Annotated in this window: 23 protein-coding genes; all 23 read right to left on the reverse strand. The window is 61.6% G+C overall.

The window, feature by feature from the left end:
* Positions 1 to 6: 6 nt before the first annotated feature.
* The gene (locus KF814_14715; GenBank protein MBX3237398.1) at positions 7 to 855 is read right to left on the reverse strand and encodes an SDR family oxidoreductase; all 849 of its coding nucleotides are present in this window, start codon (positions 853 to 855) and stop codon (positions 7 to 9) included.
* On the reverse strand, positions 848 to 2050 hold the full coding sequence (locus KF814_14720) for an acylneuraminate cytidylyltransferase (GenBank protein MBX3237399.1): 1203 nt from the start codon (positions 2048 to 2050) through the stop codon (positions 848 to 850). Before KF814_14720 ends, KF814_14715 begins: the two co-directional genes overlap by 8 nt.
* Positions 2037 to 2912 carry an N-acetylneuraminate synthase family protein gene (locus tag KF814_14725; protein ID MBX3237400.1) on the reverse strand — a complete coding sequence of 292 codons (876 nt, stop codon included), beginning with the start codon at positions 2910 to 2912 and terminating at the stop codon, positions 2037 to 2039. Before KF814_14725 ends, KF814_14720 begins: the two co-directional genes overlap by 14 nt.
* A 28-nt stretch (positions 2913 to 2940) precedes the next feature.
* A complete protein-coding gene (locus tag KF814_14730; GenBank protein MBX3237401.1) occupies positions 2941 to 4365 on the reverse strand; it encodes a hypothetical protein in 1425 nt (474 codons plus the stop codon).
* Positions 4362 to 5861, reverse strand: a complete 1500-nt coding sequence (locus tag KF814_14735; GenBank protein MBX3237402.1) for an oligosaccharide flippase family protein — start codon at positions 5859 to 5861, stop codon at positions 4362 to 4364. Before KF814_14735 ends, KF814_14730 begins: the two co-directional genes overlap by 4 nt.
* Positions 5861 to 6751: a hypothetical protein gene (locus tag KF814_14740; protein ID MBX3237403.1), complete on the reverse strand. Its 891-nt coding sequence runs from the start codon at positions 6749 to 6751 to the stop codon at positions 5861 to 5863. The genes KF814_14735 and KF814_14740 overlap by 1 nt, the downstream gene beginning before the upstream one ends.
* A gap of 6 nt (positions 6752 to 6757) precedes the next feature.
* Complete coding sequence (locus tag KF814_14745) at positions 6758 to 7507, reverse strand: hypothetical protein (protein ID MBX3237404.1); 750 nt, start codon at positions 7505 to 7507, stop codon at positions 6758 to 6760.
* Entirely contained in the window at positions 7504 to 8622 is a 1119-nt protein-coding gene (locus KF814_14750; GenBank protein ID MBX3237405.1) for a sulfotransferase, read from the reverse strand. The genes KF814_14745 and KF814_14750 overlap by 4 nt, the downstream gene beginning before the upstream one ends.
* Before the next feature lie 34 nt (positions 8623 to 8656).
* Positions 8657 to 9862: a LegC family aminotransferase gene (locus KF814_14755; GenBank protein MBX3237406.1), complete on the reverse strand. Its 1206-nt coding sequence runs from the start codon at positions 9860 to 9862 to the stop codon at positions 8657 to 8659.
* Positions 9852 to 10835 (reverse strand): GDP-mannose 4,6-dehydratase, encoded by a 984-nt coding sequence (locus KF814_14760; GenBank protein MBX3237407.1) that lies wholly within the window; start codon positions 10833 to 10835, stop codon positions 9852 to 9854. Before KF814_14760 ends, KF814_14755 begins: the two co-directional genes overlap by 11 nt.
* The gene (locus KF814_14765) at positions 10832 to 11908 is read right to left on the reverse strand and encodes a nucleotidyltransferase family protein (protein MBX3237408.1); all 1077 of its coding nucleotides are present in this window, start codon (positions 11906 to 11908) and stop codon (positions 10832 to 10834) included. The genes KF814_14760 and KF814_14765 overlap by 4 nt, the downstream gene beginning before the upstream one ends.
* A gap of 34 nt (positions 11909 to 11942) precedes the next feature.
* Complete coding sequence (locus KF814_14770) at positions 11943 to 13151, reverse strand: N-acetyl sugar amidotransferase (protein MBX3237409.1); 1209 nt, start codon at positions 13149 to 13151, stop codon at positions 11943 to 11945.
* Complete coding sequence (hisH, locus tag KF814_14775; GenBank protein MBX3237410.1) at positions 13135 to 13854, reverse strand: imidazole glycerol phosphate synthase subunit HisH; 720 nt, start codon at positions 13852 to 13854, stop codon at positions 13135 to 13137. Before hisH ends, KF814_14770 begins: the two co-directional genes overlap by 17 nt.
* Positions 13847 to 14716, reverse strand: coding sequence for an imidazole glycerol phosphate synthase cyclase subunit (locus KF814_14780; protein ID MBX3237411.1), 870 nt, complete (start codon positions 14714 to 14716; stop codon positions 13847 to 13849). The genes hisH and KF814_14780 overlap by 8 nt, the downstream gene beginning before the upstream one ends.
* Positions 14713 to 15375 carry a NeuD/PglB/VioB family sugar acetyltransferase gene (locus KF814_14785; GenBank protein ID MBX3237412.1) on the reverse strand — a complete coding sequence of 221 codons (663 nt, stop codon included), beginning with the start codon at positions 15373 to 15375 and terminating at the stop codon, positions 14713 to 14715. The genes KF814_14780 and KF814_14785 overlap by 4 nt, the downstream gene beginning before the upstream one ends.
* A complete protein-coding gene (neuC, locus tag KF814_14790) occupies positions 15365 to 16561 on the reverse strand; it encodes a UDP-N-acetylglucosamine 2-epimerase (hydrolyzing) (protein MBX3237413.1) in 1197 nt (398 codons plus the stop codon). The genes KF814_14785 and neuC overlap by 11 nt, the downstream gene beginning before the upstream one ends.
* Positions 16558 to 17610 (reverse strand): N-acetylneuraminate synthase, encoded by a 1053-nt coding sequence (gene neuB / locus KF814_14795; protein ID MBX3237414.1) that lies wholly within the window; start codon positions 17608 to 17610, stop codon positions 16558 to 16560. The genes neuC and neuB overlap by 4 nt, the downstream gene beginning before the upstream one ends.
* Positions 17604 to 18407, reverse strand: a complete 804-nt coding sequence (locus KF814_14800; GenBank protein MBX3237415.1) for an SDR family oxidoreductase — start codon at positions 18405 to 18407, stop codon at positions 17604 to 17606. The genes neuB and KF814_14800 overlap by 7 nt, the downstream gene beginning before the upstream one ends.
* Positions 18404 to 19156 (reverse strand): acylneuraminate cytidylyltransferase family protein, encoded by a 753-nt coding sequence (locus KF814_14805; GenBank protein MBX3237416.1) that lies wholly within the window; start codon positions 19154 to 19156, stop codon positions 18404 to 18406. The genes KF814_14800 and KF814_14805 overlap by 4 nt, the downstream gene beginning before the upstream one ends.
* A complete protein-coding gene (locus tag KF814_14810) occupies positions 19153 to 20157 on the reverse strand; it encodes a Gfo/Idh/MocA family oxidoreductase (protein ID MBX3237417.1) in 1005 nt (334 codons plus the stop codon). The genes KF814_14805 and KF814_14810 overlap by 4 nt, the downstream gene beginning before the upstream one ends.
* A 172-nt stretch (positions 20158 to 20329) precedes the next feature.
* Complete coding sequence (locus tag KF814_14815) at positions 20330 to 21628, reverse strand: O-antigen ligase family protein (GenBank protein ID MBX3237418.1); 1299 nt, start codon at positions 21626 to 21628, stop codon at positions 20330 to 20332.
* Positions 21625 to 22614, reverse strand: coding sequence for a GDP-mannose 4,6-dehydratase (locus KF814_14820; protein ID MBX3237419.1), 990 nt, complete (start codon positions 22612 to 22614; stop codon positions 21625 to 21627). The genes KF814_14815 and KF814_14820 overlap by 4 nt, the downstream gene beginning before the upstream one ends.
* Before the next feature lie 62 nt (positions 22615 to 22676).
* A complete protein-coding gene (gene cysC / locus KF814_14825; GenBank protein MBX3237420.1) occupies positions 22677 to 23213 on the reverse strand; it encodes an adenylyl-sulfate kinase in 537 nt (178 codons plus the stop codon).
* Positions 23214 to 23254: the final 41 nt, after the last annotated feature.

Below are 23254 nucleotides of genomic sequence, written 5' to 3' on the forward strand. Positions count from 1 at the left end.
TCTCCTTCAACGCACCGTCCATCCGCCGTCCACCGACAACGCCTGGCCTGTGACGTACGCGCTGGCCGACGACGCGAGAAAAATCATCGCCCCCTTGAGATCCCTCGGCTCGCCGCAACGCCCCACCAGGGTCCGATCCCGAAGCCGCTGCAAGAACGCCTCGTCTTTGGGAGGCGCGTTGTACGAATCCCCCTGGAGATTCGGAAAAGCCCCAGGCAACAACGCGTTGCATCGTACGCCTCGCTTGCCGTAAAAGGCCGCGGTATAGCGGGTCAGTGCCAGCAACGCGGCTTTCGTAGCTCCATAGACCGGAGGATTGAATATCGTCGTCCCCTCATAAAGTGCCGGATCAGGACTGACCAGCGCATACATCGAACTGATATTGATGATCGCCCCTTCGCCCTGCCTCGCCATTGATTCCGCCAATACCTGCGTCGCCAACGCGTGCCAATAGACCCCCGACTCCAAAGCCCGCATCCATTGATGCCTGGAGATCGTCTCCATCCTGCCCGACGGATCGTTGAACCCCGTCTCCTTGCTGAATTCAAATGCGTTGTTGACGAGAATATGGACGGGGCCGCGCCCAGTGACCGCCTCGAGCGCCCCTCGAAAGGCCTCGGTATCGTAACAGTCCACTGCGGCGGGCTCGACGGCGTCGGGGCCGTAGCTTTCCCGCAGTCGCGCCACCACTCGTTGCAGCTTCTCCCCGCGGCCCATCAACACGACACGAGCCCCGGCATCCAGGAGAGCCTCGGAAAACACCCGGCCCAAATAGCCGGCGGCGCCGGTCACGATCGCGGTCTTGCCCGACAGGGAAAACAGCCGGTCGAGGGCGGAACGTCCTGCGTCAGCCATTGTGGCGGCCCTCCGCAGCCAGATGCCGAAGGATCAGATCGCACAGCTCCCGAACCGCCCCTTCGCCTCCCCGACTCGACAGCGTGATCGAGGCGAGTTCACGGACGTCGGGATGGGCATCGGCAACGACGATCCCGCAACCAGCGCTGCTCAAGCACTCCCGGTCGTTCACATCGTTGCCGACATAGACAACGGACGAGAGGGCGATCCCTCGTTCCGCTGCGAAATCCTTCAACGCCGCCCCCTTGTCTCGAATGCCCTGGCGACACTCCAACTGCAGTTTCCGACAACGTGCCGCCACCACCGGGTTACGTTCGGTCGACAACACCACAAGCGGAATGCCGGTTTCCCTCAGATAATCGAGACCCAACCCATCGCCTCGAAAGCACGACACGGCCTCGCGTCCGTCCTCCCCGACCAGAACCCGATTGTCGGTGAACACTCCGTCGAAATCGAACACCACGGCGCCGATCGTCTTCGGTAAGACGCCGGCCCGCTCGGTGCGCGCCTGACGGCGCAGAATCCAGTCCGCCAGTTCGATGTCTTCCGGATGGTCGACCTGGAATGAAGCCCAATACCCCATCGGATAGACGGCGATCTTCCCGCCGAGGCGATTGTGGTGGGTTCGGAGTATCGAGGGGCGGAAGACATAGATGGAGCCGTTCTCTCGCCACTCCACGGCCATGTCCTGCTCCCGCTTGCGATGGCGAAAGTCGTAGTTGAACGAGGTGACCTGTCCTGCCTGGGCACGCCATAGGAGCCACGTGGATTCGGTCGCGGAGAACAGCGAATCGGCTTGCTCCTTGAGGAGGTGTGCGACTGCCCCATCGATGTCCGTACGGGAACGGACCGGAGACGTGCACTGCAGAAACACGAGCAAATCAGGACGGTAGCCTTCGGATGCGGCCAACGACTCGACGACATGTTCCAGAGCCGACTCGGAAGTTGCAGAATCCACCGACAGCTCCGGTGGGCGCACGACTACCTCCGCCCCGGCCTGCCGGCTGACCTGGGCGATCTCCTGATCATCCGTGGATACCACGGTTCGGGTCACCGCCCGGGACTCCACGGCATGACGGACACTATGGACGATCAGCGGTTTCCCTCCGCAGGGCAATAGATTCTTCCGCGGCAGTCGCTTCGATCCCCCTCGGGCGGGGATGATGCACAGCACCTCCATCTTATTTTCCGACACGTCGGAGTTTCTCGATGATCGGCTTTTCCGCGTCGTACACGCGCTTCACCCCATCACCCAGCGCCGCTTCCACCGCCCGGATATCCCGCACCATACGATGGAAACCCTGCGGTTCGACCGAAGCCGCCTGGTCGCTTCCCCACATCGCACGATCCAGCGTGATGTGGCGTTCCACGATGCAGGCTCCCAGCGCCACGGCGGCCACGGATGTTTGCAGACCGACTTCGTGCCCGGAATAGCCGATGGGATGATGAGGAAATTCCTTGATCAGCGTCCGGATGGTCAGGAGGTTCAGCTCCTCGGGCTTGCTGGGATAGGTGCTCGTACAATGGAGAAGAATCAGGTCGTCGGTGTCGAGGACCCGTACCGCATGCCGGATCTGCTCCATCGTGCTCATGCCGGTCGACAGAATAATCGGCCGCCCCGTCTTGTGATGGTGCCGCAACAAGTTGTCGTCGGTGAGAGAGGCGGAGGCAATCTTGTAACAAGGCGGGTCGAACTGCTCCATGAAATCCACCGAGGCTTCATCCCAACACGAGGCCAGCCAGAGCAACCCTTTCTCCCGGCAATGGCGATCGATCGCGGCATACTCCTCACGCCCGAATTCCAGGCCGCGCTTCAATTCACCGTTGGTTTTCCCGAACGGACTCTCGCGCGGGCGAGCCAGTTCTTCAGCGGTATAGACCACATCCACCGTCCGCTTTTGAAATTTGACGGCATCGGCCCCCGCCTCCTTTGACGCGTCGATCAGCTGCTTGGCCAGCTCCAGATTTCCATTGTGGTTGATGCCGATCTCGGCGATGACGAAGGCGGGATGTCCGTCTCCGACTTCCCGATTTCCGATGCGAACCGTGCGACCCATAGCATGCCTCCTTTGTATTATCCCCGGTCTATTCAGTAGTTTCGCAGCTCCCCCTCAGGGAGATTTCGACCGCATTGGAGCCTCGGAACGGCCAATAGGATGCCAGCGGGCGATTCGCCACCGTGATGCCGCGATCGCGGAACAATGCGGCTACCCCGGCAAGATCTTTCGCATCAAATCGTTTCGATGCGCGGTTCCGCATACCTGTTCGATTCCATCCCTGCTTCAGCCACACTTTAGCGATGTAGTAAACCAACACATAACCGAATCTGAAGAGCCATTTCAAATCTTTTCGAGGCACGGATCTCTGGCCCTGTAGGGCCTTCGCAATATATTCGGCGACGCGAACGGCGGCTTGGCCGTCATTGCGATAGGTCCATTCGGCAACGGTCTCTGCCGCAGCCTCCCTTGCGCGGGCCAGTTGGCGTTCCATTTCAGGATCCGACGTTCCGCCGAGGATCGTCCGCAGGAGGGCGACGAGGGATTCGCGGCTCCCGGCCTTGAGGCTGCAGCGGGATGCCACCGCCACCTCCAGCAGCGGGTGCTGAAACAGCTCCAACGAAATCACCGGCTTCCTCCAGAGCGCCGCCTCGAACGCGACCGAGGAGTTCAACTGAACGACCGCCGCACAGCCTTTCAGCCATGAGGCCACCACGCCCTCCTGCGTAAGCGTCAGGTTGGAGATCCCGCGTAGCGGTTCGTAGGTCGAGGCATTCTCGAAAGGATGCGGCCGCAACACGAACGGCACGGAGGGAAACGTCGCGCAGAGCCAACGCACGAGGTCCAGGAATCCGGTCAATGCGCGATCAGCGGCCGCCCGGGCCTCTTCTAACTCGTTCTGGGCCAGCCCCATCGTCTCCATCAGGTTGCGGATCTCCTGCTCCGGCGTGGCAAACCGAGGGTTGTTCAAAGGAAAGCTACTCGTCAACAACACGTAGGGCCGGTGCTCGAATGGGGGATCGGGAACCAAGGCCCTCCAGTCCTCATGGTACACGTCAAACCGGGGACATCCCGCCAGATGCAGAACAGTTCCAGGACTGCCCAAGTCCTTTTGAAACGCCGCATACTGCCGGTTCCCCCAGAGAAAGTAGTCGTCGATCCGCGCTTTGACTCCGCTCTCCTTTACGATATTCAGCAGCTCACGGTACTCACAGCGGAGCACCCCTCCCTCGGTATCCAGGACCCCGACGCGGATCCCCATCCCACGGTAGCGAGCGATGGCCGGCGCATTGGCTTTGCGGGCGTAGTTCACTAGGACGTAGTTCGGACACCACTTGATCACATGCTGCTGCTGATCGTACATCGGGACGAGCAGGACTCGAAACCCGCGCAGGGCAAGCTGCGAGGCCAGCAGCCCGAGCCCGAGCAAGTCGCGTCCCGGATTGTCCAGCACCAGACAGGCAACTTTTCGGTCGGTTCCCGCTGGTTCGGCGTTCAGCATGGGCTCCGTCATTCGGGCACCCGCGCGGCGGTTCCTCGCCGCAAGACGGCAGCCAGAGGCCCATCCTGCATCCGCAACAGCTGGAAGGCCAAGAGGGCAAATGCCATCAACATGAGGCAATTTTCGATGACCCGCCCCTGCGACCATCGGACTCCCAATAACGCGACCAACCCGCCGACAAGCATGAGGCCCCACATACGCCCCCATGGCACGATCACGGAATAGGCGCGCTGTCCGGCCAGAAGATACAAGCCCGCCAGTGCTCCGTAGCACACGGTAAGCGCCCAGGCCGCGCCCCAGGCGCCATAGGTTTTGGTCAACAAGACGTTGGCCGTCACCACGATGCACACATGGACGAGTTGAATCATCGGTTGCCATTTTGTCTTTTCGCCGACCTGCACCGCGGCACTGCCCAGCGGCGCCAACCCGAAGAGGAAATAGCCGAAGACAAATACCGGCACGAGCGGCGCGGCCTCAGCGTAGCGGGATTCGAACCCGAACCAAGTCAGCACCGGAATCGCAAATAACAACACGCCGAGCGCGGCGAGCATCAACACCGCTACATAGACCGCGATGGCGCTGCCGAGGAGACTGCGCGCGTCGGCGCGCTCTCCCGCGACCCGCACATAGAACGGAAACCAGGCCGGCTTGACGGAATCGTAAAACAGTTTCACGGCCTGACCGACTTGATTCGCCAGCGAATACAGACCGATCTCGTGGAGCGTCGTCCATTTATCGAGAAAGAACCGGTCTGCGCGGTTCGCCACGGCTTCGAGCACCGCCGAGGGCACCAAAGGCAGCGCAAACCGCAGGGCTTGAGCCAGCGGCGGCCAGGACAGGGACCAGCTCGTCTGCGAGAGAAACCAGACGGTCGTGCAGACAGACACCACCGCCGCACCGACCAGCTGCACTCGGACGATCCCCGGCACACCCCATCCCCCGTAGATCGCGACCAAGGTGAGACCGACCGTGAAGAGGGCCGTCGCGAGTGAAACCGCCAGCAGCAGCTTGCTCCGCTCCATCACGCGAAGCAGGAACATCGGGCATAATCCGACGCCCGACCAAAACGCCCACCAAATCCCCAGACGCAAGTTGGGTTCGAACGACACACGCGTCACCATCGATTCGAGCAGCGGCCGTCCGAATTGATCGAGCAGGACGGTGCCGACCAGCAGCGACCCGACGCAGACCAGCCACACCGAACCTAAGGCCGCGGCGGCATGCCCCTGCCGATGCCACTCATGATAATAGCGAAGGATCGCGTGCGGCAGGCCAAGCGACAGGACGGCGGGCAACACGAACGGTAGCAGAGAGATCAATGCCAATTCGCCGAACTCGTCCGGAGTGAGCTGCGAGACATAGGCCGGCAGGAGGAGGACCGCACTGGCGCGTTGGAGAAGGTTGCCGAGGCCGTAGATGCCGACGTGCCCCGCCAGCCTACGTAGGGCTTGGGCAGAACTCAAACCGCTGTAACCGGGATGTCCGGCGGTTGAGTCGGGAATCCCCATCAAATCCCATTCAGCAGGTAACTCTGCGTGGGACGAGTATGCTCAATGGCCATAGTGGAGCCGTCGCGCGACCGCAGCACCGTGATCCCCGCCAACGTATAATTCTGCACGCGCGTCACCGTTGTTCCCAACCCGCCGCTCGGGCGAAGAAACTCACGGACGGTTACTCCAAATAGATCTTCCAGCGACCGCTCGATCCCGCCGAATGCCGGCACGGGCCCGAAGTCGGCGTCCAGAAACCGTCCGTCCGGCCGGTAGAGCCGCACGGTGGGATGGACGGTATCGGAATACTGGGGATTCGACGAATGATTGATCAGCATGAGCCCGGTGAGGTGAGTATCCGAGACCAACACTTTGGGATTCACGCTCATGAACCCGACATGTTTCTTCTTGGAGAAATCGTTGAGCGTCCGCGCGAAGGCTCCCGTCCGGTAGTTGGTGAAAAACCGGTCTCCTTCGTAACTCATCGAAAAAATATTGATATCGGACAGGGCATGCGCATGCTCGCCGATGTCCATGACCATCATGAACATGCCGTCCTCCACGGGAAGGCCTCGTGCTTCGCAGAGCTCATTCACATTGATCTCGAAGGTCTGCCCCGCCGACCAGGCACCGATCTCGCCGAAGTCGCAGAGAAATCGACCGTCGCGCGCCGTCAAGCCTCCTCGGACCGTCATCCGCTGAGCCCGACCGATCAACAACGGGATGAACATCCCCACATCCGGCATACGACCCTGCCGAATCCCGGCAAGGGTTTGCTTCGCGGCTTTTTTCCAGCTGAACTGACAGAAGTCCAGCCGCACGGCCTGACTCACCCTATTGGTACAGCCGCGAAAGATCGGAAACCCAAACCGCGGCTCGTGCTCTTTCCAATACGACGTAGGAAACATTGTCTTTCAGAAGTGATGAATGTTGAAGTCGCCGCCGACGTGTCGGGACAACGTCAGCGGCTGGTTGATGTGCCGACCCGACACGTGAACCGAACCAGGCTGCCCCTTGAGCTGTGCCCGCAAGTCGGGGACCAACTCAGCCAAGGGCAACACCACCGAGGCCCGGGGCCGCAACGTGAACGCCTTCCGATAAATCGACGTCCCGTCGCCTCGCCGGATGTCGACGTGGAACGTGCCGTCGCATTGGGCCGGATCTTCTCCGAAATAACTGTTCTGCACGATCACCGAAACGTCCACCGAAGAAGAGGACGGGATGACCGCCGGTTCGTATTGGATCCGGTGATCGTCCTCATACCGCATGCGGTCGGTTTCGTGTGTGAAATCCGCATGCCCCCGGGTATCCCAGTAGGTGGCGAAGAACAAAGTGCCCACGTACTTTTGATGCCGTAAGGGAGGCATTGCATGAGGAACCAATTGCACTCCGATGCTTCCCTGAAAACGCGCCACGAGATCGGACAGCCGGCATTGCCATTGTCCCAACGAAGCGAGCTGGTGCGTCGCCCGTGCGACTTCCTCCCCTTGTTCGTCGAAGAGATAGACATGGGCGGTCGATTCCACGGGGCGGTCCTCGGTCAGAAGACTGTAATAATTGAAGAGCGAGATCCTGGTGTGGAAGGAGTCGTCCTCCCGTCCCCAGATCAGCGTCGGGACCGTCCGGTCGAGCACGTAGGGATGGGTGTTTAACTGGGCGCTCATAACGTCAACGCGGCCCTGTGAAACATGTTAGTGGTAAGCCGCGCGTCGGCGCCGCTCTGCCGGTTCAACAACGTCCTGGCAATCCACAAGCGGCGGGTCACATAGTTCCACTGTAGCGCCTGTACGAGCCGCTTGGCCAGGGGCATGGTGGCGGAGGGTCTTCCCACCCGCGTTTCACGCGCAAAGGGCTGCGCCAAGGCCAGGAGACGAGCGGCGCCGTCCGTCTTCCGGGTGAGGGGATATTCCCGTTCCAGCCGATAGGCCTCGATGATCCACTCCAGTATAGTCACTTCCTGCTCAGACAGCGCTTCCTTCCAGCGTCCGATCGGACGCTGGTCGAACGGCTTCAACCGGTCACGCAAATCCGACGCCAACGAATTACCCCGCCACAACTCACCGCCGTACGAGGGGATCAACAGTGCCTCGTGCCAGGCAAGTCCCAACCAGGCCGCAATTTCCCTGATGACCGGCTCGCCCAGCTGAATCATGTGCTCGTAATACACCAACCGGTACTGCTGCGGATACTTCGCCACATTGGCGTAGGCACTTTCCAAACTCGCCAACAGGCGGTCGCGAATGAAATTGGTGGCGTGGTAGCCGATGCCTTGATACTCAGGCTCGTCCATCATGCGTTTCAGCGCCAGATAATTGTCGCGGGGATCACGCAGCACGTGCAGAATCTTCGCCCGAGGAAAATTATCAAGGATCCGCGCGACCGAATCGTAATGGCGCGGAGTCTTTTCGATGACATGCGTGACGCGTTCGTGCGCTTCCTCCGGCAGACTGTCCTGCGCGAGCGAAGCAAATATGGACCACAGGCGTCGCGGCAACGCGGGATCGGTCGGATCACTATCCAGTGCGGCCAGACGCCGGTCGAATGTCTCCGGCGTCACGCCTGCATGAATAGTATGCTGCGACATCAGTTTGCCGTAGAACGTACGAAGTCGTTCCGCCAACACCTCCCGGCCGCTCACCCCTCTCAACGGCAAGTGGAACACCGCCGACTCAAGCAGCGTGACCACGTTCGGATGGGAATCGAACAGGGACAAGAGAAACGTCGTGCCTGACTTCGGCGTCCCGACGATGAACACCGGCTGAACCGATTCTGAATTCATACCGCTGCCCTCGCTCCGGATGCGTGCGCTGCGTTCATACGCGTCCTCCTGCCCCGCACAACGCCTCTCTGAACGTCCGAATGACACGGGTTTGATCCTCCTCGCTCAGTCCCACCGAGGATGGGAGACTCAATGCGCGCTCGTACAGCCGGTCCGCCGTGTCACAGGCATAGGCGGGACAGTCACGATGGGCGGGCGACCGATGCAGAGGCTGCCACAGCGGACGCGTTTGAATGCCGTGCCGTTGGCAAAAGGTCAGTACCTCGCGCCGGCTTCTTCCGGCGCCGACCCCCTCGACGAGTACCGAATAGAGCCACCACGCGCTCCGCGCCTTCGGGGATTCCTCCATCGCGCTCACACCGTCCAGGCCGGAAAATGCCTCGGTATAGCGGGCGGCGATCCGGCGCTTGGCGTCGAGAAACGCCTGAATCCGCTCAAGCTGCGCACATCCGATGGCAGCCTGCACGTTCGTCAGCCGGTAATTGAATCCCACTTCGTGGTGGATGTATTCGACGGGATCGTCCTTGGCTTGGGTCGTCAGATACTTCGCCTTTCCGGCCCAGTCCTCGCGATCCGTGACGAGCATACCGCCCCCGCCGGTAGTCAGCAGCTTGTTGCCGTTGAAACTGAAGCAGGCCGCATCGCCCCACTGGCCAACCGCCCGTCCTTCATAGGACGCCCCCAAGCTTTCCGTCGCGTCTTCGATCACCGGCACGTCATACTCGCGCGCGAGCGCACAAATGGTCTCGATGTCACAGGGATGCCCCAGGATGTGAACGGGAAGAATCGCCCGCACCCGACGACCGGTCCGCTTGTTTCTCAGGTGCCCCTGACTCCGGTCGCACTCCGTCCGCAAGAACTCAGCCAACTTGTCGGCATCCATCTGCCAATAGCGAGGCTCCGCATCGATGAAAAGCGGCCACGCCCCCAAATAGCGCACCGCGTTGGCCGGGGCGATGAACGTCAGCGTCGACACCAGCACCTCATCGTCCGGCTGAACCCCGGCAACTTTGAGCGCGACGTGCAATGCGGCGGTACCGCTGGAGGTTGCGACCCCATACGTGGTCCCCACGTACGACGCCACCGCCTGCTCGAACCGATCGACATAGGCGCCGACCGATGATACCCATCCGCTGTCCAAGCAGTCTTTGACATATTCCCACTCACGACCGCGAACTTCCGGTTCGGACAGCGGAATGAACGGCTGCGAGACGGTCGGCGGTTGGCGATCAGACGGCATACACACCTGGTCGATAGCGGTCGAGATGCCCCTGCATCCACTCGATCGTCCGACGAAGCCCCTCTTCAAGCGTGACCGACGGAGTCCAACCCAACAGAGTCTGCGCCCGTCGGTTATCGGCCAGCAGTCGCTCCACCTCGCTGGTCGCAGGACGAAACCGCCGCTCGTCGGTCACCAATTCGATCGACCTCCCCACCAGGGATCCGATCAGCAGCGCCAAATCCCGAATCGCGATCTCCCGTCCGGAGCCTAGGTTCACGGTGTGCCCCACCGCGTCCGGCGCGACGGCGGCCCGTACGAATCCTTCGACGGTATCGGCCACGAAATTCAGGTCGCGCGTCGGATCGAGGTTTCCCAGCCGAACCTGCGTGCCGGTCAAACACTGCGTGATGATCGTGGGAATCACGGCGCGAGCGGACTGCCTGGGGCCATAGGTATTGAAGGGGCGCACCGTCACGACCGGCACACCGAAAGACAGATGACAGGCTTCGGCAATCTTGTCGGCGGCGATCTTGCTCGCCGCATAGGGTGACTGCGCCTGCAGGGCATGGGTTTCGGGGATGGGCACCACGCGGGCCGTGCCGTAGACTTCGCTCGTGGAGGTATGCACGACGCGCCGTACCCCGTTGGCGCGCGCCGCCTGCATCACATTCAAGGTTCCCTCGACGTTCGTTCTCACGAAGGATAGCGGCGCCTGATACGAATAGGGAATCGCGATCAAGGCGCCGAGATGAAACACCACGTCGCAGTCGCGCACCGCCTCGGCGACGAGATCGCGATCCGTGAGATCTCCCGCAAGCACTTCCATGTGCTGCGCGTGGGGAGACCGGTCGAGCCATCCCCAGGACCCGTCGGCCCGGTAATGCACCAAACAGCGGGTCTTGGCGCCGAGCTCCGTCAACCGCTCGCTTAAGTGGCTGCCGATGAACCCCCCGGCCCCCGTGACCAGCACCCGCGTCCCAGACCAGTTCATTTGTCCTGTTGCCATTCTTTGATGAGTTCCTGTGCCTGCTCGTAATCCGCCGGCTGCCCGATGTCCAGCCACCCTTCCCGGATCGGGAAACTTGCCACGCGGCGCCCCTCTCGGAGCAATTGCTGGATGAGATCCGTCATGTCCGTCCGCTCACCGGGCGCCAGCAGCCGGTACACGCTCGGCTCGAGCAGGTAGATTCCGGCATTCACAAAGAAATTGAAAACCGGCTTTTCCGTCACCCCGCGCACCATGACGCCGTCGGACTCGATGACGCCGAACGGCACCTGCACATCGTATTGGCGCACCGCCACGGTCAAGTCCGCCTGTTGAGCTCGATGGAACTGGAGCATCGCCTGAAAATTCACCTGGGTCAGAATATCCCCGTTGATGACCAGCGTCGTCTCGGTGGGAGCCTCGATGAGACCGAGGCAACCGGCGGTCCCCAGCGGGCGATCCTCCGTGACATACGATAAATCGACCCCGAACTCCCGTCCGTCTCCGAAATGGGATTCAATCTTCTCCCGCTGGTGGTGGGTGCTGACGTTGACGCGTTTGATGCCGGAATCGCGCAAGTGCGAGATGATGATCTCGAGCAGCGGCTTGTCCCCGACCGGCAGCATCGGTTTCGGAGTCTGCTCGGTGAGGGGGTAGAGCCTGGTGCCTTTTCCCCCCGCCATGATGACCGCCTGCAGCGGCAGGACCTGCCGAGGCAGGAACTCATCGCGTGTCACCAATCCGACCACCCGCTGCTCCTGGTCGAGAATCGGCAAATGCAGAATGCTGTGCCGTTGGAGCAATTGGAGGTACCAATTGGGATCCTGGCCCAATGCCGCCGAAATCGGTTGCGAAAACACCGACCCGGCCTTTTGTTCGAGCAGGACTTCGACCGGATTGCCGAGGTCGATCCGTGTCAGCATGGCCCGGCGGAGGTCTCCGTCCGTCACGGTCCCGACCAACCGGTGCCGTTCGTCCACGACCAAAACAATCCCCAGGCGGCTGCGATCCATCATCGCCGCCGTCTCGCCGACCGTTGCGGTCCGGGCAATACAGAAACTGTCCGTGTTCGTATTCAACGCTTGCGCCGCAAGTCAGTTCGCTCTCACACCGTCAGGTTAACGGATGCCGGAGCTGCCACTGATCCCCTTCCTTCTTCCACAAATGAGGCGAGCGGAATTCGTCGCACAACTGCATGAACCGTTCGGGGGCAATCCCCAAATACTCCATGACTTCCTTGAAGTATTGGTTCGGGAACTCCCCGTCGAACCGTCGCACCAACGCCACCCCTTCTTCCCTCGTGAGGTGACGGTTGCGGATCTCCTGTGACGCATCATACGTCGCCCGGCCGATCCCGAACTTGATGTAGGTCGTGTAGTAGTGAAAGCCGTCGATTTTGTCGTCGAGGCTGTTGTACTTGCTGTACGTCCCCTCAGTCCGCACCGGATTCGCTTCAAATCCCGTATGTTCGATCGCATAGTAATAGCATTCCTGAGGCGTCCACTTCAGGTAGTAGCCCAGATAATGCACCTCGACCTTGCTCCGTTCGAGGTCCTTGTAATCCGCCGGAAGATAGGCCAACAGGTCGTTGAGACTCAGACCATGCCGCTCGATCAATTCGTCGATCGAGACCCCGCCCAAACTGACATCCGAGAGATTCTGCAGCGTGAAAAAGGACTTGTCCCGCAGCGACTGCTGATTGTCCGCGATGGGATTCCCGTACTCAGCCTCGTTCTCGCCGTAAAACACGAGCGGGATCTCGTACCGAATCGCCATCTTCGGCGCCAGATTCTTTTGCCCGAGAATGAACGACTGGAACGGATGAAGCAGATTCTCGATCGCCAGTTTGGTCAGCAGCCGATGGGCTTTCCCGTTCGGCTTGAACGTCACGTTGTCGAATCCGCCGACTTCGATCCAGTTGCGAAAATTGCGCAGACCGATATCGGTGTAGAGGATCGGCGGCCACGTTACGGTCAACGGATGCATCCCATACTTGTACTTCAGCACATGGGCGGCATACGCGCTGTCCTTTCCGCCACTGCCGGGCACCACGCAATCATAGTATCCGTCCTTTCGGCGGTATCGATCGAGCAAGCGTAGCAGCTCGTCTTCCCGCTGTTTCCAATCGATGGCTTCCTTGCGCTCCGCGAACCGGCAGGCGTCGCACACGCCCGCCTCGTCGAAATGCAGCGACCGGTGGCGATGGTTTTTCCCATGCTTGAATTCAACCGAGGAAGCTGGACGCTGATTCGACATCACGCATCGGGCGCAGTAACGGACGGTTTCGGGTAGTCCATATTTCGCTTCAAGCTTTTCCTGCACGGTGTGCTCCCTGTTCAAGAGTCATCGCCTTGGCGGCGAAATTTCGATAGATGCGTAAGCCGGAAGGCCCGCTTCGTTCAGGATGAAACTGGCATCCGGTGACGTTGCCCTCGATAAGGGACGAACAAAACTCGAACGCGCCGTACCGCGTAACGGATAGAACCTTGTTCCCTTGCTCCGGGCGACAATAGAACGAGTGGACGAAGTACATGTACTCTCCCGATGCCAGCGTCTGGAGCGCGGTCCCATCCCAGGCCGGCACCAACTCCCCGCCCGGGACGGCTCCCTGCGGCGGATGCACCGCTTCCCATCCGACGTGCGGGACCTTGGACACCAACTCCCGCTCCGCCTCCATCGGCAACTGAACGACATCCCCTCGAATAAGATCCAACCCACGGTGGCGCCCGAACTCCCGGCTCTCACTCATCAACAACTGCATCCCCAGGCAGATGCCCAGCAGCGGCGTGCCGTTTGCCGCAACATCACGTAAAACCGGGATCAAGTCAAGGGCGGCCAAATTGCGCATGGCCTCGCCGAACGCTCCCACGCCGGGAAGAATGACGCCGGATGCGTCGAGGATATCCTGCTTCTTGTTCGTCACTACGGCATCGACTCCGACGCTTTGGCAGGCACGCAACACGCTGAACAAGTTACCCATCCCGTAGTCGACGATGACCACGCTCCCTGTCGACCGATCAGACATGGGGCACCGACTCGCCGACAACGCGGCAGGGAATGTCGGCCTCGCGAAGCACCCGTTTCACGTCCTTCACGGATGCGCCCTCCACCTTGGAAAAGCCCCGAGCCTGCTTCAGAAACTCCACGTTTCCTTCCTCTCCCGCGCTGTATCCCGCGCCCGTTCGTTTCAGCAGATCATAGTGCAGCATCGACGCCAAACAGACCGCATCGGCCGCTCCTTCGACCACCACTTCCCGAATGTGTCCGAGGGTGCCGGCCCCCCCGCAGGCCACCACGGGAATGGTGACGGATCGTGCCACCTGGCGCGTCAATTCGAGGTCGAATCCCTTACCGGTGCCTTCGCGATCAATGGAGGTGAGCAGAATCTCGCCGGCTCCCAATTCTGCGGCTCGCCGGGCCCACTCCACGGCATCGACGCCCGTCCGCTCTCGGCCGTTGTCCGTATAGGCCTCATACCCTCCGGCCGGCGTGCGAATGGCTTCGATGGACACGACGACGGTCGAGGAGCCGAACTTCCTGGCCGCTTCCCGTACCAGTTCCGGGCGGGCGATCACGGCCGTGTTCAGCGAGACCTTATCGGCACCCGCCACCAGGACTTGCCGGATATCTTCGAGCGAACGCACCCCCCCTCCGACCGTCAACGGGATGAAAATGTCGTGCGCGGTGCGGCGAACGAAATCGATGAGGCTATTTCGCTGGTAGAGACTGGCCACGACATCCATGTACACCAGTTCGTCGATGCCTTCCCGATAGTAGGCTTGCGCGAAATGTTCCGGACTGCCGAGGACACGGAGTCCTTCCAGATGCACCCCTTTCACAAGATTGGGGCCCTTGATATCCAGCCGCGCGATGACCCTGACACTCATGACCGACTCCGCGACGATAAGGAACAGGCAGGCACGCCGGCGACCGTATCGCCCGCGACCACGTCTCTGATGACGACCGCCCCCGCCGCCACCACGGCCCTGGCTCCGATGGTGATCCCTTCACGAACGGTCGCGCCGGCTCCGACATGAGCCGCCTCGCCGACACGGATGCCTCCCGCGAGCGTGGCACCGGACGCAAGGTGTACATGGTCGGCAACGACGCAGTCATGCTCCAGAATCACGCCGGAGTTGACAATCACGTTCGCACCGATCACGGCGCGAGGCCCGACGATGGCACCCGCCAGGACCACGGTCCCGTCCCCCAGCACCGCCGAGGGCGAGACGACAGCCGAGGGATGCCGGAGGCTCCAGGGTTGAAGGCCGCTCGCGAGGGCCCGCTCGTAGACACGGATACGCGGTCCATTGTCACCCGTTCCCCCGAGGCCCACAAGAAAATGGGTCACGCCCTCCGACCTCAGCTTCGGCATCAGCTCATCGCCGCCGCGAATCGGAATGCCGAGCAACTCCTTGCCCCATCGAATCGGGTCCGACTCGAGCACGCAGACGATCTCGACCTCCCCTGCCGCCGAAGCCGCCTCGAGCAACACGGCGCCATGCCCACCGCCGCCCGCGATGACACCACGTGGTTTATCCGCCATGCCGCGCAGCTCCCCAATCGGCCCCTTCCGGCGACGGCTGGTCGTGAAACACCTTCCTCAGCAGCGACGAGTCCAACGGCACATCCCTCAGCTTCGCGAGAATCCGTTCGGCTGCGCGACCGTCTCCGTACAGATTGGGGCGGCCCGCCAACCGCTGTCGCATCGCCGGCGTCAACGCCTGTTCCAGGCCACGTTCGATGTCCACCGCGTCATACCCGACGTCGATCACGTTCACATCCCTGAGACGGCCTTCCTGCCTGGTCCCAACGTTGATCACCGGCAGATGAAAGGTCATGGCCTCGATGATGCCGCTGGATGAATTACCCACCATAGCTCCCGCAACCGCCATCAAACTGAAATACGCCTGCGTCCCCAGGTTCTCGATGAGGCGGCTTCGCGGGACCCGCCGGACGAACGCCTCGATCTCCCGACGGATGGAATAGCCGGCGGTATCCGTATTGGGAGCGGTGAATATGATGGGACGATCCACCGTCGCCAACGCCTTGCACAGTTGCTCCGCCTGCCGGGCCGCGGATTCGTACTCGAGTGTCGTCGGATGCATGGTCACAAGCACCGGAGCGGGATCGAGCGGCAGTCCGACCAAGTTCTCAAGGGCCTGCCGCGACAGCAACGGAACGGTTGCAACATTGTCCAGGCCCAGCGCGCCGCTCACCGCGACCCGCCAGGGTGCTTCCCCCATTTGGACAACGCGCCGCGCATAGGCATCCGTCGCGGTAAAGTGCAGATGGCTCAACTTCGTGAGACTGTGGCGCAGCGCCTCATCGATCGCCCCCAGCGTGAGTTCGCCGCCATGGATATGGGCCAGCGGGATCGTGAACGGAACCGCCGCCATGGCGGCGGCGTGCATTTCGAAACGGTCGCCCAACAGGACAAGCAGATCGGGGCGCCGGCGTGAAAAGACCTGCGCAAATCCAATGGTGGCCAACCCCATGGCTTTGGCGATTCCGGCCGGCCGGTCGGATGCCAATGCCGCCTCCACCCGCTCGGCGACGCGAAATCCGTCACGCTCAATAAGGGTGACGGTCTCGCCGAACGTCGGAGACAGATGGGCGCCGGTCGCATACAGGAGCAGCTCCAGCGAGGGGTCCGCGGCGATGGCGCGCAGCAGCGGCACGTAGATGCCGTAATCGGCCCGACTGCCCGTGACGACTCCGATCGCCCTCATGCCAGGACGTCCTTAGTGATCGGAGTACCGGCCGCAATGGCCTTGCGCACCCGCCGGCCGATCAAACGCTCGCGCATGTCCGGGGGAAGCCCCGTGCCCGGCCGTCTGATCGCCAGCATATCCGCAGTAAGTAGGCTGCCAGAAGTAATGTCCCGCGCTGCGACGACGCTCTTCCTCGCAACCGCGGCGATCTCCGCCTCCGCGGGAGCCGGCCTCTTCGCGCCGTGTCCCAACGCCTGTTCGATGAGACGAATACCCTTCACCATCTGCGTAAGTTCCCCCGGTTCGAGCGAGGCTCGATGGTCGGGACCCGGCAGCGTCCGGTCGATCGTGATGTGCTTCTCGATCATGGCGGCCCCGAGCGCGACGGCGGCTAGAGCCACTTCGATCCCCTGCGTATGGTCGGAAAACCCGACCGGATAGGAGAAGGTTCGTCTCATCGTCTCCATCGCCCGCAAATTCACGTCACGGGGGTCCGTCGGATAGTTACTGACACAATGCAGCAGGACGATCTGCCGATTGCCCGTCTGTTCCACAGCCTGGACCGCCGCGGACACTTCGTCCATCGTGGCCATTCCCGTGGACAGGATCACGGGCCGTCCCATCCTCGCAACATGGGCAAGAAACGGCACATTCGTCAAATCGCCCGAAGAGATTTTGAAGGCCGGCAGACCCAATGACTGCAGATCATCCGCGCTGAGCTCATCGAACGGCGTCGAGAGAAAGAGAATATGCCGCAACCCGCACGCCGCCTGAAGTTCCGCATGGGCTTCGTCAGGCAATTCCAGGCGACGCAGCAGCTCCAATTGCGACGATTCCCCGCCCGTCGCCTCCCGCTGATACCGTGCCGTCGGGGCGCCGGCGGTCACGAGACGCTCGGCCCGAAAGGTCTGGAACTTGACGGCATCCACGCCGGCTTCGGCGGCGATGTCGATGAGACGTTTCGCCATATCCAAGTCGCCGTTGTGATTGACCCCGGCCTCGGCAATCACGAAACAAGGCTGTCCCGAACCGATCGAGCGGCCGGCGATTTCTACGGTGGTTACCACGCCGTCCATCCTCCGTCGACGACCAAATTCTGTCCCGTCACGTACGAAGATAGATCGCTGACCAAATAAGCCACCGCCCCTTTCATGTCTTCTTCCGTGGCCATCCGCCCGAGCGGTGTCCGAGCGTGATAGCGCTCGACGAACGCCTCTGCCTGATGCCGCCATACCCCGCCCGGCGAGAGGGCATTGACGCGGATGTTCGGAGCGCACACGGTCGACAGGTACCGCATCAATTGCAGGAGTCCCCCCTTTGAGACGCCATAGGCCGCAGGGTTCCCCATGGCGGTTCCCTCGTACAGCCTGGTATCGGGGCCCACCAGCCCGTAAATCGACGACACCAACAATACGCACCCCTTGCCCGAGGCCGCCAGCGACGGCTGAGCCTCCTGCACGATGGCGAAGGCTGCGGTGACATTCACCCGCATCACGGCATCCCACGGCTCATGGGACTGTTGTTCGAAGGGAACGGCCCACCCGGTCAAGCCGCTGGTTCCCACATAGGCTGCGGCATGAACGACGATGTCCAATCCCCCCAACCGCCCGATGACATCTTGCACCATGCGTCGCGTCGCGGACACATCGTTGAGATCGCATCCGAAAAACGCCGTTCGCCCTGTGCTTAACGCGGAGAGTTCCGTCGCCCGCCGTTCACAGGTTGCTGCCTCGCGGTCGCACAACGCGACGGTGGCACCGAGTTCCAACAACGTTTCCGTGATCGCCAGCCCGATATGTCCGGCCGCGCCGGTCACGAGCGCCCTCCGGCCTGTCAGGCTGCTCAATTCGCCGATCGACTTCATGGCCGGCGCTCCGCCCCGGCCAGCCAGGACAACGTCACCAGCTTGGCCTTGACCAACGCTTCCGCCGCCTCGAATTGCTGCAGGTCGTCGATCGACATGGCTCGAATTTCCGGGATCTCCAGCATGAGGTGTTTACCCTGTCCCCGCCAGCCTATTTCCTGCCGACGAACGAAATCGGCCCGCCAGATGTACAGTGCGCCGTTGATCCGATAGACCTTGGGCACATCCTGGCGTCGTGTAAACCCCGAACCGGTCTCCAGCAAATCTTCCATATACCCCCGGCGGTTGACGACACAATGCCAGATCGGATTGAACGGCGGCTCAGAGACGCTCACAATGCCCACGGCGTCGGCATCCTTCGACAGTTGCCGCAGGCCTTCGGTCACATCAGCCGGCTCTCTGGCCGGCGACGTGGGGTCCAGCAGCATGAGAAAGTCGAATGCGGGCGATTCCCGTTCCTCGATGAAGCGGAGCGCATGGCGCAGCACCGGCCACATGGGCGTCTCGCTTCGCGCCAAATCCGCGGGACGAATGAAAGGGACGTCTGCACCGTACGCTCGCGCCACCTGCGCGATCTCCAACGAATCGGTGGACACGACGACCCGATCGATCTCCGGACATTGCCTCGCAAACACAATGGAATGGGCGATCAGCGGCAGGCCGGCAAACAGACGGATGTTCTTGCCCGGCAACCCCTGGGAACCGCCCCTTGCCGGAATGACCGCCAGTACCCGCGCCGGCCTCGTCATGCATACTCCACGGGCTCTTCATGGTGCGACAGGTCCGCCTTGCGCGCCGCATCACACACGGCCAGCGCGTTGGCTCCTTCTTGCCCCGTAGCCAAGCGATCATCGATATCCCCGGCGGCGCAACGCAGAAACGCCTGAGCTTGCGCGGCGAACATCTCCTCACGCGATTGATCGGCCGTCCGTTCCTCGGTCTTGCCGTCCGCCAATTCCAGCCTCACGGACTGCCGAACGGCGTCCCAGTGGAGTGTTCCCCGCTCGCCGCACACAGTCATCCGTCGTCTCGCAGGCCGCGTCACGTAATCCAGCCTCATCGACACGATCGCTCCGGCCGCCGTCTGCCACAACAGATCCGCCGCCTCTTCAGCCTCGATCCCGAGTTTCCCCGAATTGTGCAAGCGGGCCTGCAGCGATGCCGGCCAGCCAAAGAGCCATCCGGCATAATCGATTTCATGGATCACATCGCGCAACACACCACCTTCTTCACGCCGAGCCGAGTAGGACTCGAGGTAGGAACGAGCCGGTCGCCAATCAGGCAAATAGGACTGGCACTCGATGCGAACGCTGGCAAGCGCTCCCAGTGTCGGCAGCCAGGAGCGAGCGATCTCCAGCGACTGGGCGAACCGCATGACGCAGGCCACCCAGAGACCGGCCTCCCCGGCGCGCGCCCGTTTCCGCAACTCCTTGGCCTCAGCCCCATCGACGCAGAGCGGCTTTTCCACCAACGTATGCAGTCCGGATGACAGAGCTGTGAATCCGTCGGCCAGATGGCGAGACGTATCGGACGCAATGATGCAGCTGGACAGGGTCCAAGACTTGATGGCATCGGCCAGGGTCGCGGCGGTCGCATACCCCATCTGTTGCAGATCGGCCTGACGCTCGTGCCGTTTGGGAATCGCGACGGGGACGACCCCGATGCGTTTCAATGCCGTCAGGTGTCGAAGCCCCGCGCTGCCTGTTCCGATAACCGCGACAACCCGGCTACCGTCGTGAATGGCTTGCATGCCTCCGTGTGGAACCCTTTCCGTGAGCCCTGCCCGAACATCGCGCACGGAGAGCCGACCGATCGTCCTGCCGGCATCCGCACCCAACCCCAGCGGGATCGCTCAGTGGCTGGGGCATCATACTCATTTTCCGAACTCAGGGCAAACCAGGAGGGACCGCGGATCGACCGCGCTAGGCTTTGACGGTGGAGCGGCGGACCGCACCACTGAAAGAGATGGAGACACCGAATGCCGCCAAGATCCAAAAAAGGTAGGACAGGCTTCCGGCAAACATATAATCGAAGATATTGCGCACGGCAAACCCCAGGATAGCCATCGCCGCTCCCAACAAGAGTACGCGTTCATCCCTTCCCACACCCTCTCCTCGGGGGATTAAGAACTGGCGCAGGATCGCGGCAAACAACCAGATGAACAGCACCAATGCCGGCACCCCGCCCCCTAACGCCACCATGATGAACGTGCTGTGCATGGCCGGGAGCACCCGTTCGCGTTCATTTCTCGCCCGCTGGACTTCCGGATCGTACTCCGGGTGTCGCTTCAAGAAACTGTTGTTTCCATACCCGATGCCGGTCAAGGGGTGCGCCAGCAATTCATCCGCTCCAAGCTTCCAAACGGCAATCCGAGACTCAAAGGTCCAGGGATCCATGGTCGGCGAGGGTCCCCCCACGCGGGTAAGCAGCATCAATCCGCCGCCGACCAGCGCCAAGCCGATCACCACGATCAGCATCATCCGACGCCCCCATCCCACCATCCCCACGGCGATCGCCTGGACGACATGGGCCAGCCACCCAGCCCTGGTGAGCGAAGCAACCTGTGCGAGCGTAGCGACCGCCGCCGTGCCGACGACGATGATCCGCTGCCGCCATTCACGATACACGAAGCCGGCGGCAATCAGCATGGGCAACGCCAGTACGATATAGGTGCTCAGCCAATTGTAATCCGATGAAGGCGCCCCGGCCCGAATCGCGCGACTCTGCCAGGACCCGCCACGGATCACGAACTCCCCGACCGCATAGACCGACATGCCGAGACACCCGGTCACGATCGCCGCGACCAACAAGGGCTTCCATCTGCCGTCGCGCTGCCGTCCGATGACAGCAGCGGTCCAATAAAACGCGAGCGCATGCGTCACGAACTTTCGCCACTCCGACAGGCTGTATCCGGGGTCGGTGGCAAAAGGCACAGTCCCGAGCACCCAGATCACAAACAGCCCGAGCGGCAGATCGACGGCCGACCGATGCAACGGAAGAGTCCTGTCGCGAATGGAGACGAAGACCACTGCGGCAAGGAGAGAGAACAGCAGATACTCTTGGAGATGGAACCAGCCAGGAAAGAAGCTGGTGAAGGTCACTGCGGCAAGCCCATAGAGTTGGACGTCCCAAAACGAAAGTCGTGCGGTCGAAGACGGAGGATCCTGGGAGGAAGGGATCAGTACCGAAGCGGCGGAAGATGGATTCTCGTCCCGCATCACGGCGAAGACTTACCCCGTCCTTCGAGCCAACGAACGTCGGCTTCGACCATTTCCGAGACGAGATCGTTGAAACTCAACCGGTACGACCAACCCAATGTTGCCTTCGCTTTGGCCGGATCGCCGAGCAACGTCTCCACATCAGCCGGCCGCAGGAACTGCGGATCGATCTGCACATAGTCCCGATAGTCCAATCCTAAATGCCCGAAGGCCGCTTCGGCGAACGCCCGTACCGTATGCTGTTCGCCGGTCGCGATGACGTAGTCGTCCGGTTCATTCTGCTGCAGCATCAGCCACATGGCCTTCACGTATTCACGGGCATGCCCCCAATCCCGTTTCGCCTCCAAATTTCCCAGTTTCAGTTCCTTTGCCAACCCTAACTTGATCCGCGCAGCATGGGACGTGATTTTTCGTGTCACAAACTCATAGCCGCGACGGGGCGATTCATGGTTGTACAAGATGCCCGAGCAGGCGAACAGCCCGTAGGCCTCCCGATAGTTCCTCGTCAGATCGAAGCCCGCAACTTTGGAAATGCCGTAGGCCGACCGGGGATGGAACGGCGTGCGCTCCGTCTGCGGAACTTCCTCCACTTTGCCGAACATCTCGCTGGATGCGGCGAAATAGAAGCGGCAGAGGGGAACCACGTCGCGGAGGGCCGCCAGCATATGGTGCGTGCCGTTGATATTCGCGTTGAGGGTCGAAAATTCGTCCTCGAAGGAATAGGCGACAAAGCTCTGGGCCGCCAGGTGGTAACATTCCTCCGGACGCACCACATTCAAGACCCTATAGAGGCTGGGCAGACTTTCCAGGGAGCCGGCATGCAAATGCAGGCGATCCTTCACATGGGCAATCCGCCACAGGCGGTGTTCAGGGTCCTCCAGCGCGACACGACGGACGATCCCGTGAACCTCATACCCCTTTTCCAGCAGATACTCGGCCAGGTACGATCCGTCTTGTCCCGTGATTCCCGTAATCAACGCTCGTTTCATGCCCTCGTTCCCCCTGAAAGTCCAAGACTGTACCGTTGCAGCCGACCACACCGCGTCCCGCGCTATGCAAACTTCTGCACCGCCTGAAGAATCAGGCCGACCGACTCGGCGGGCGATTCAATGCTGGTATTCACCACCACCTCCGCGCTGGTCGGCTCCTCATAGGGATCGGAAACCCCCGTGAACTGCTGAATCTCTCCACGCAAAGCCTTGGCATACATGCCTTTGACATCGCGCCGGATACATTCTTCGACCGCGCAACGAACCCACACTTCGATGAAGGCCCCCGGGCCTCCGACCTTCTCGATCATGGCCCGTACCTCGTTCCGGCTCTCCCGATAGGGAGAGACGGCCGCGACGATCGGGGTCACGCCATGTTTCGTCAGCACCTGACAGACCCATCCGATACGCAGGACGTTCGTGTCGCGATCCGATCGGGAGAAACCAAGGCCCTTGGAGAGGTGGGTACGCACCACATCACCGTCCAGAACTTCCAGGCGCTGATGTCCGCGTTCGAGTAAGTGGCGAAACAGATGGTTGGCAAGTGTGGTCTTTCCGGCACAGGGCAATCCGGTCAACCAGATGGTCATGGGCTTCATCGCGGCCCCTTCCGACTCAATCCATTACGACGCACGAACCC

This window comes from Nitrospiraceae bacterium (assembly GCA_019637075.1).
In the GTDB taxonomy this organism is placed as follows: domain Bacteria; phylum Nitrospirota; class Nitrospiria; order Nitrospirales; family Nitrospiraceae; genus JAHBWI01.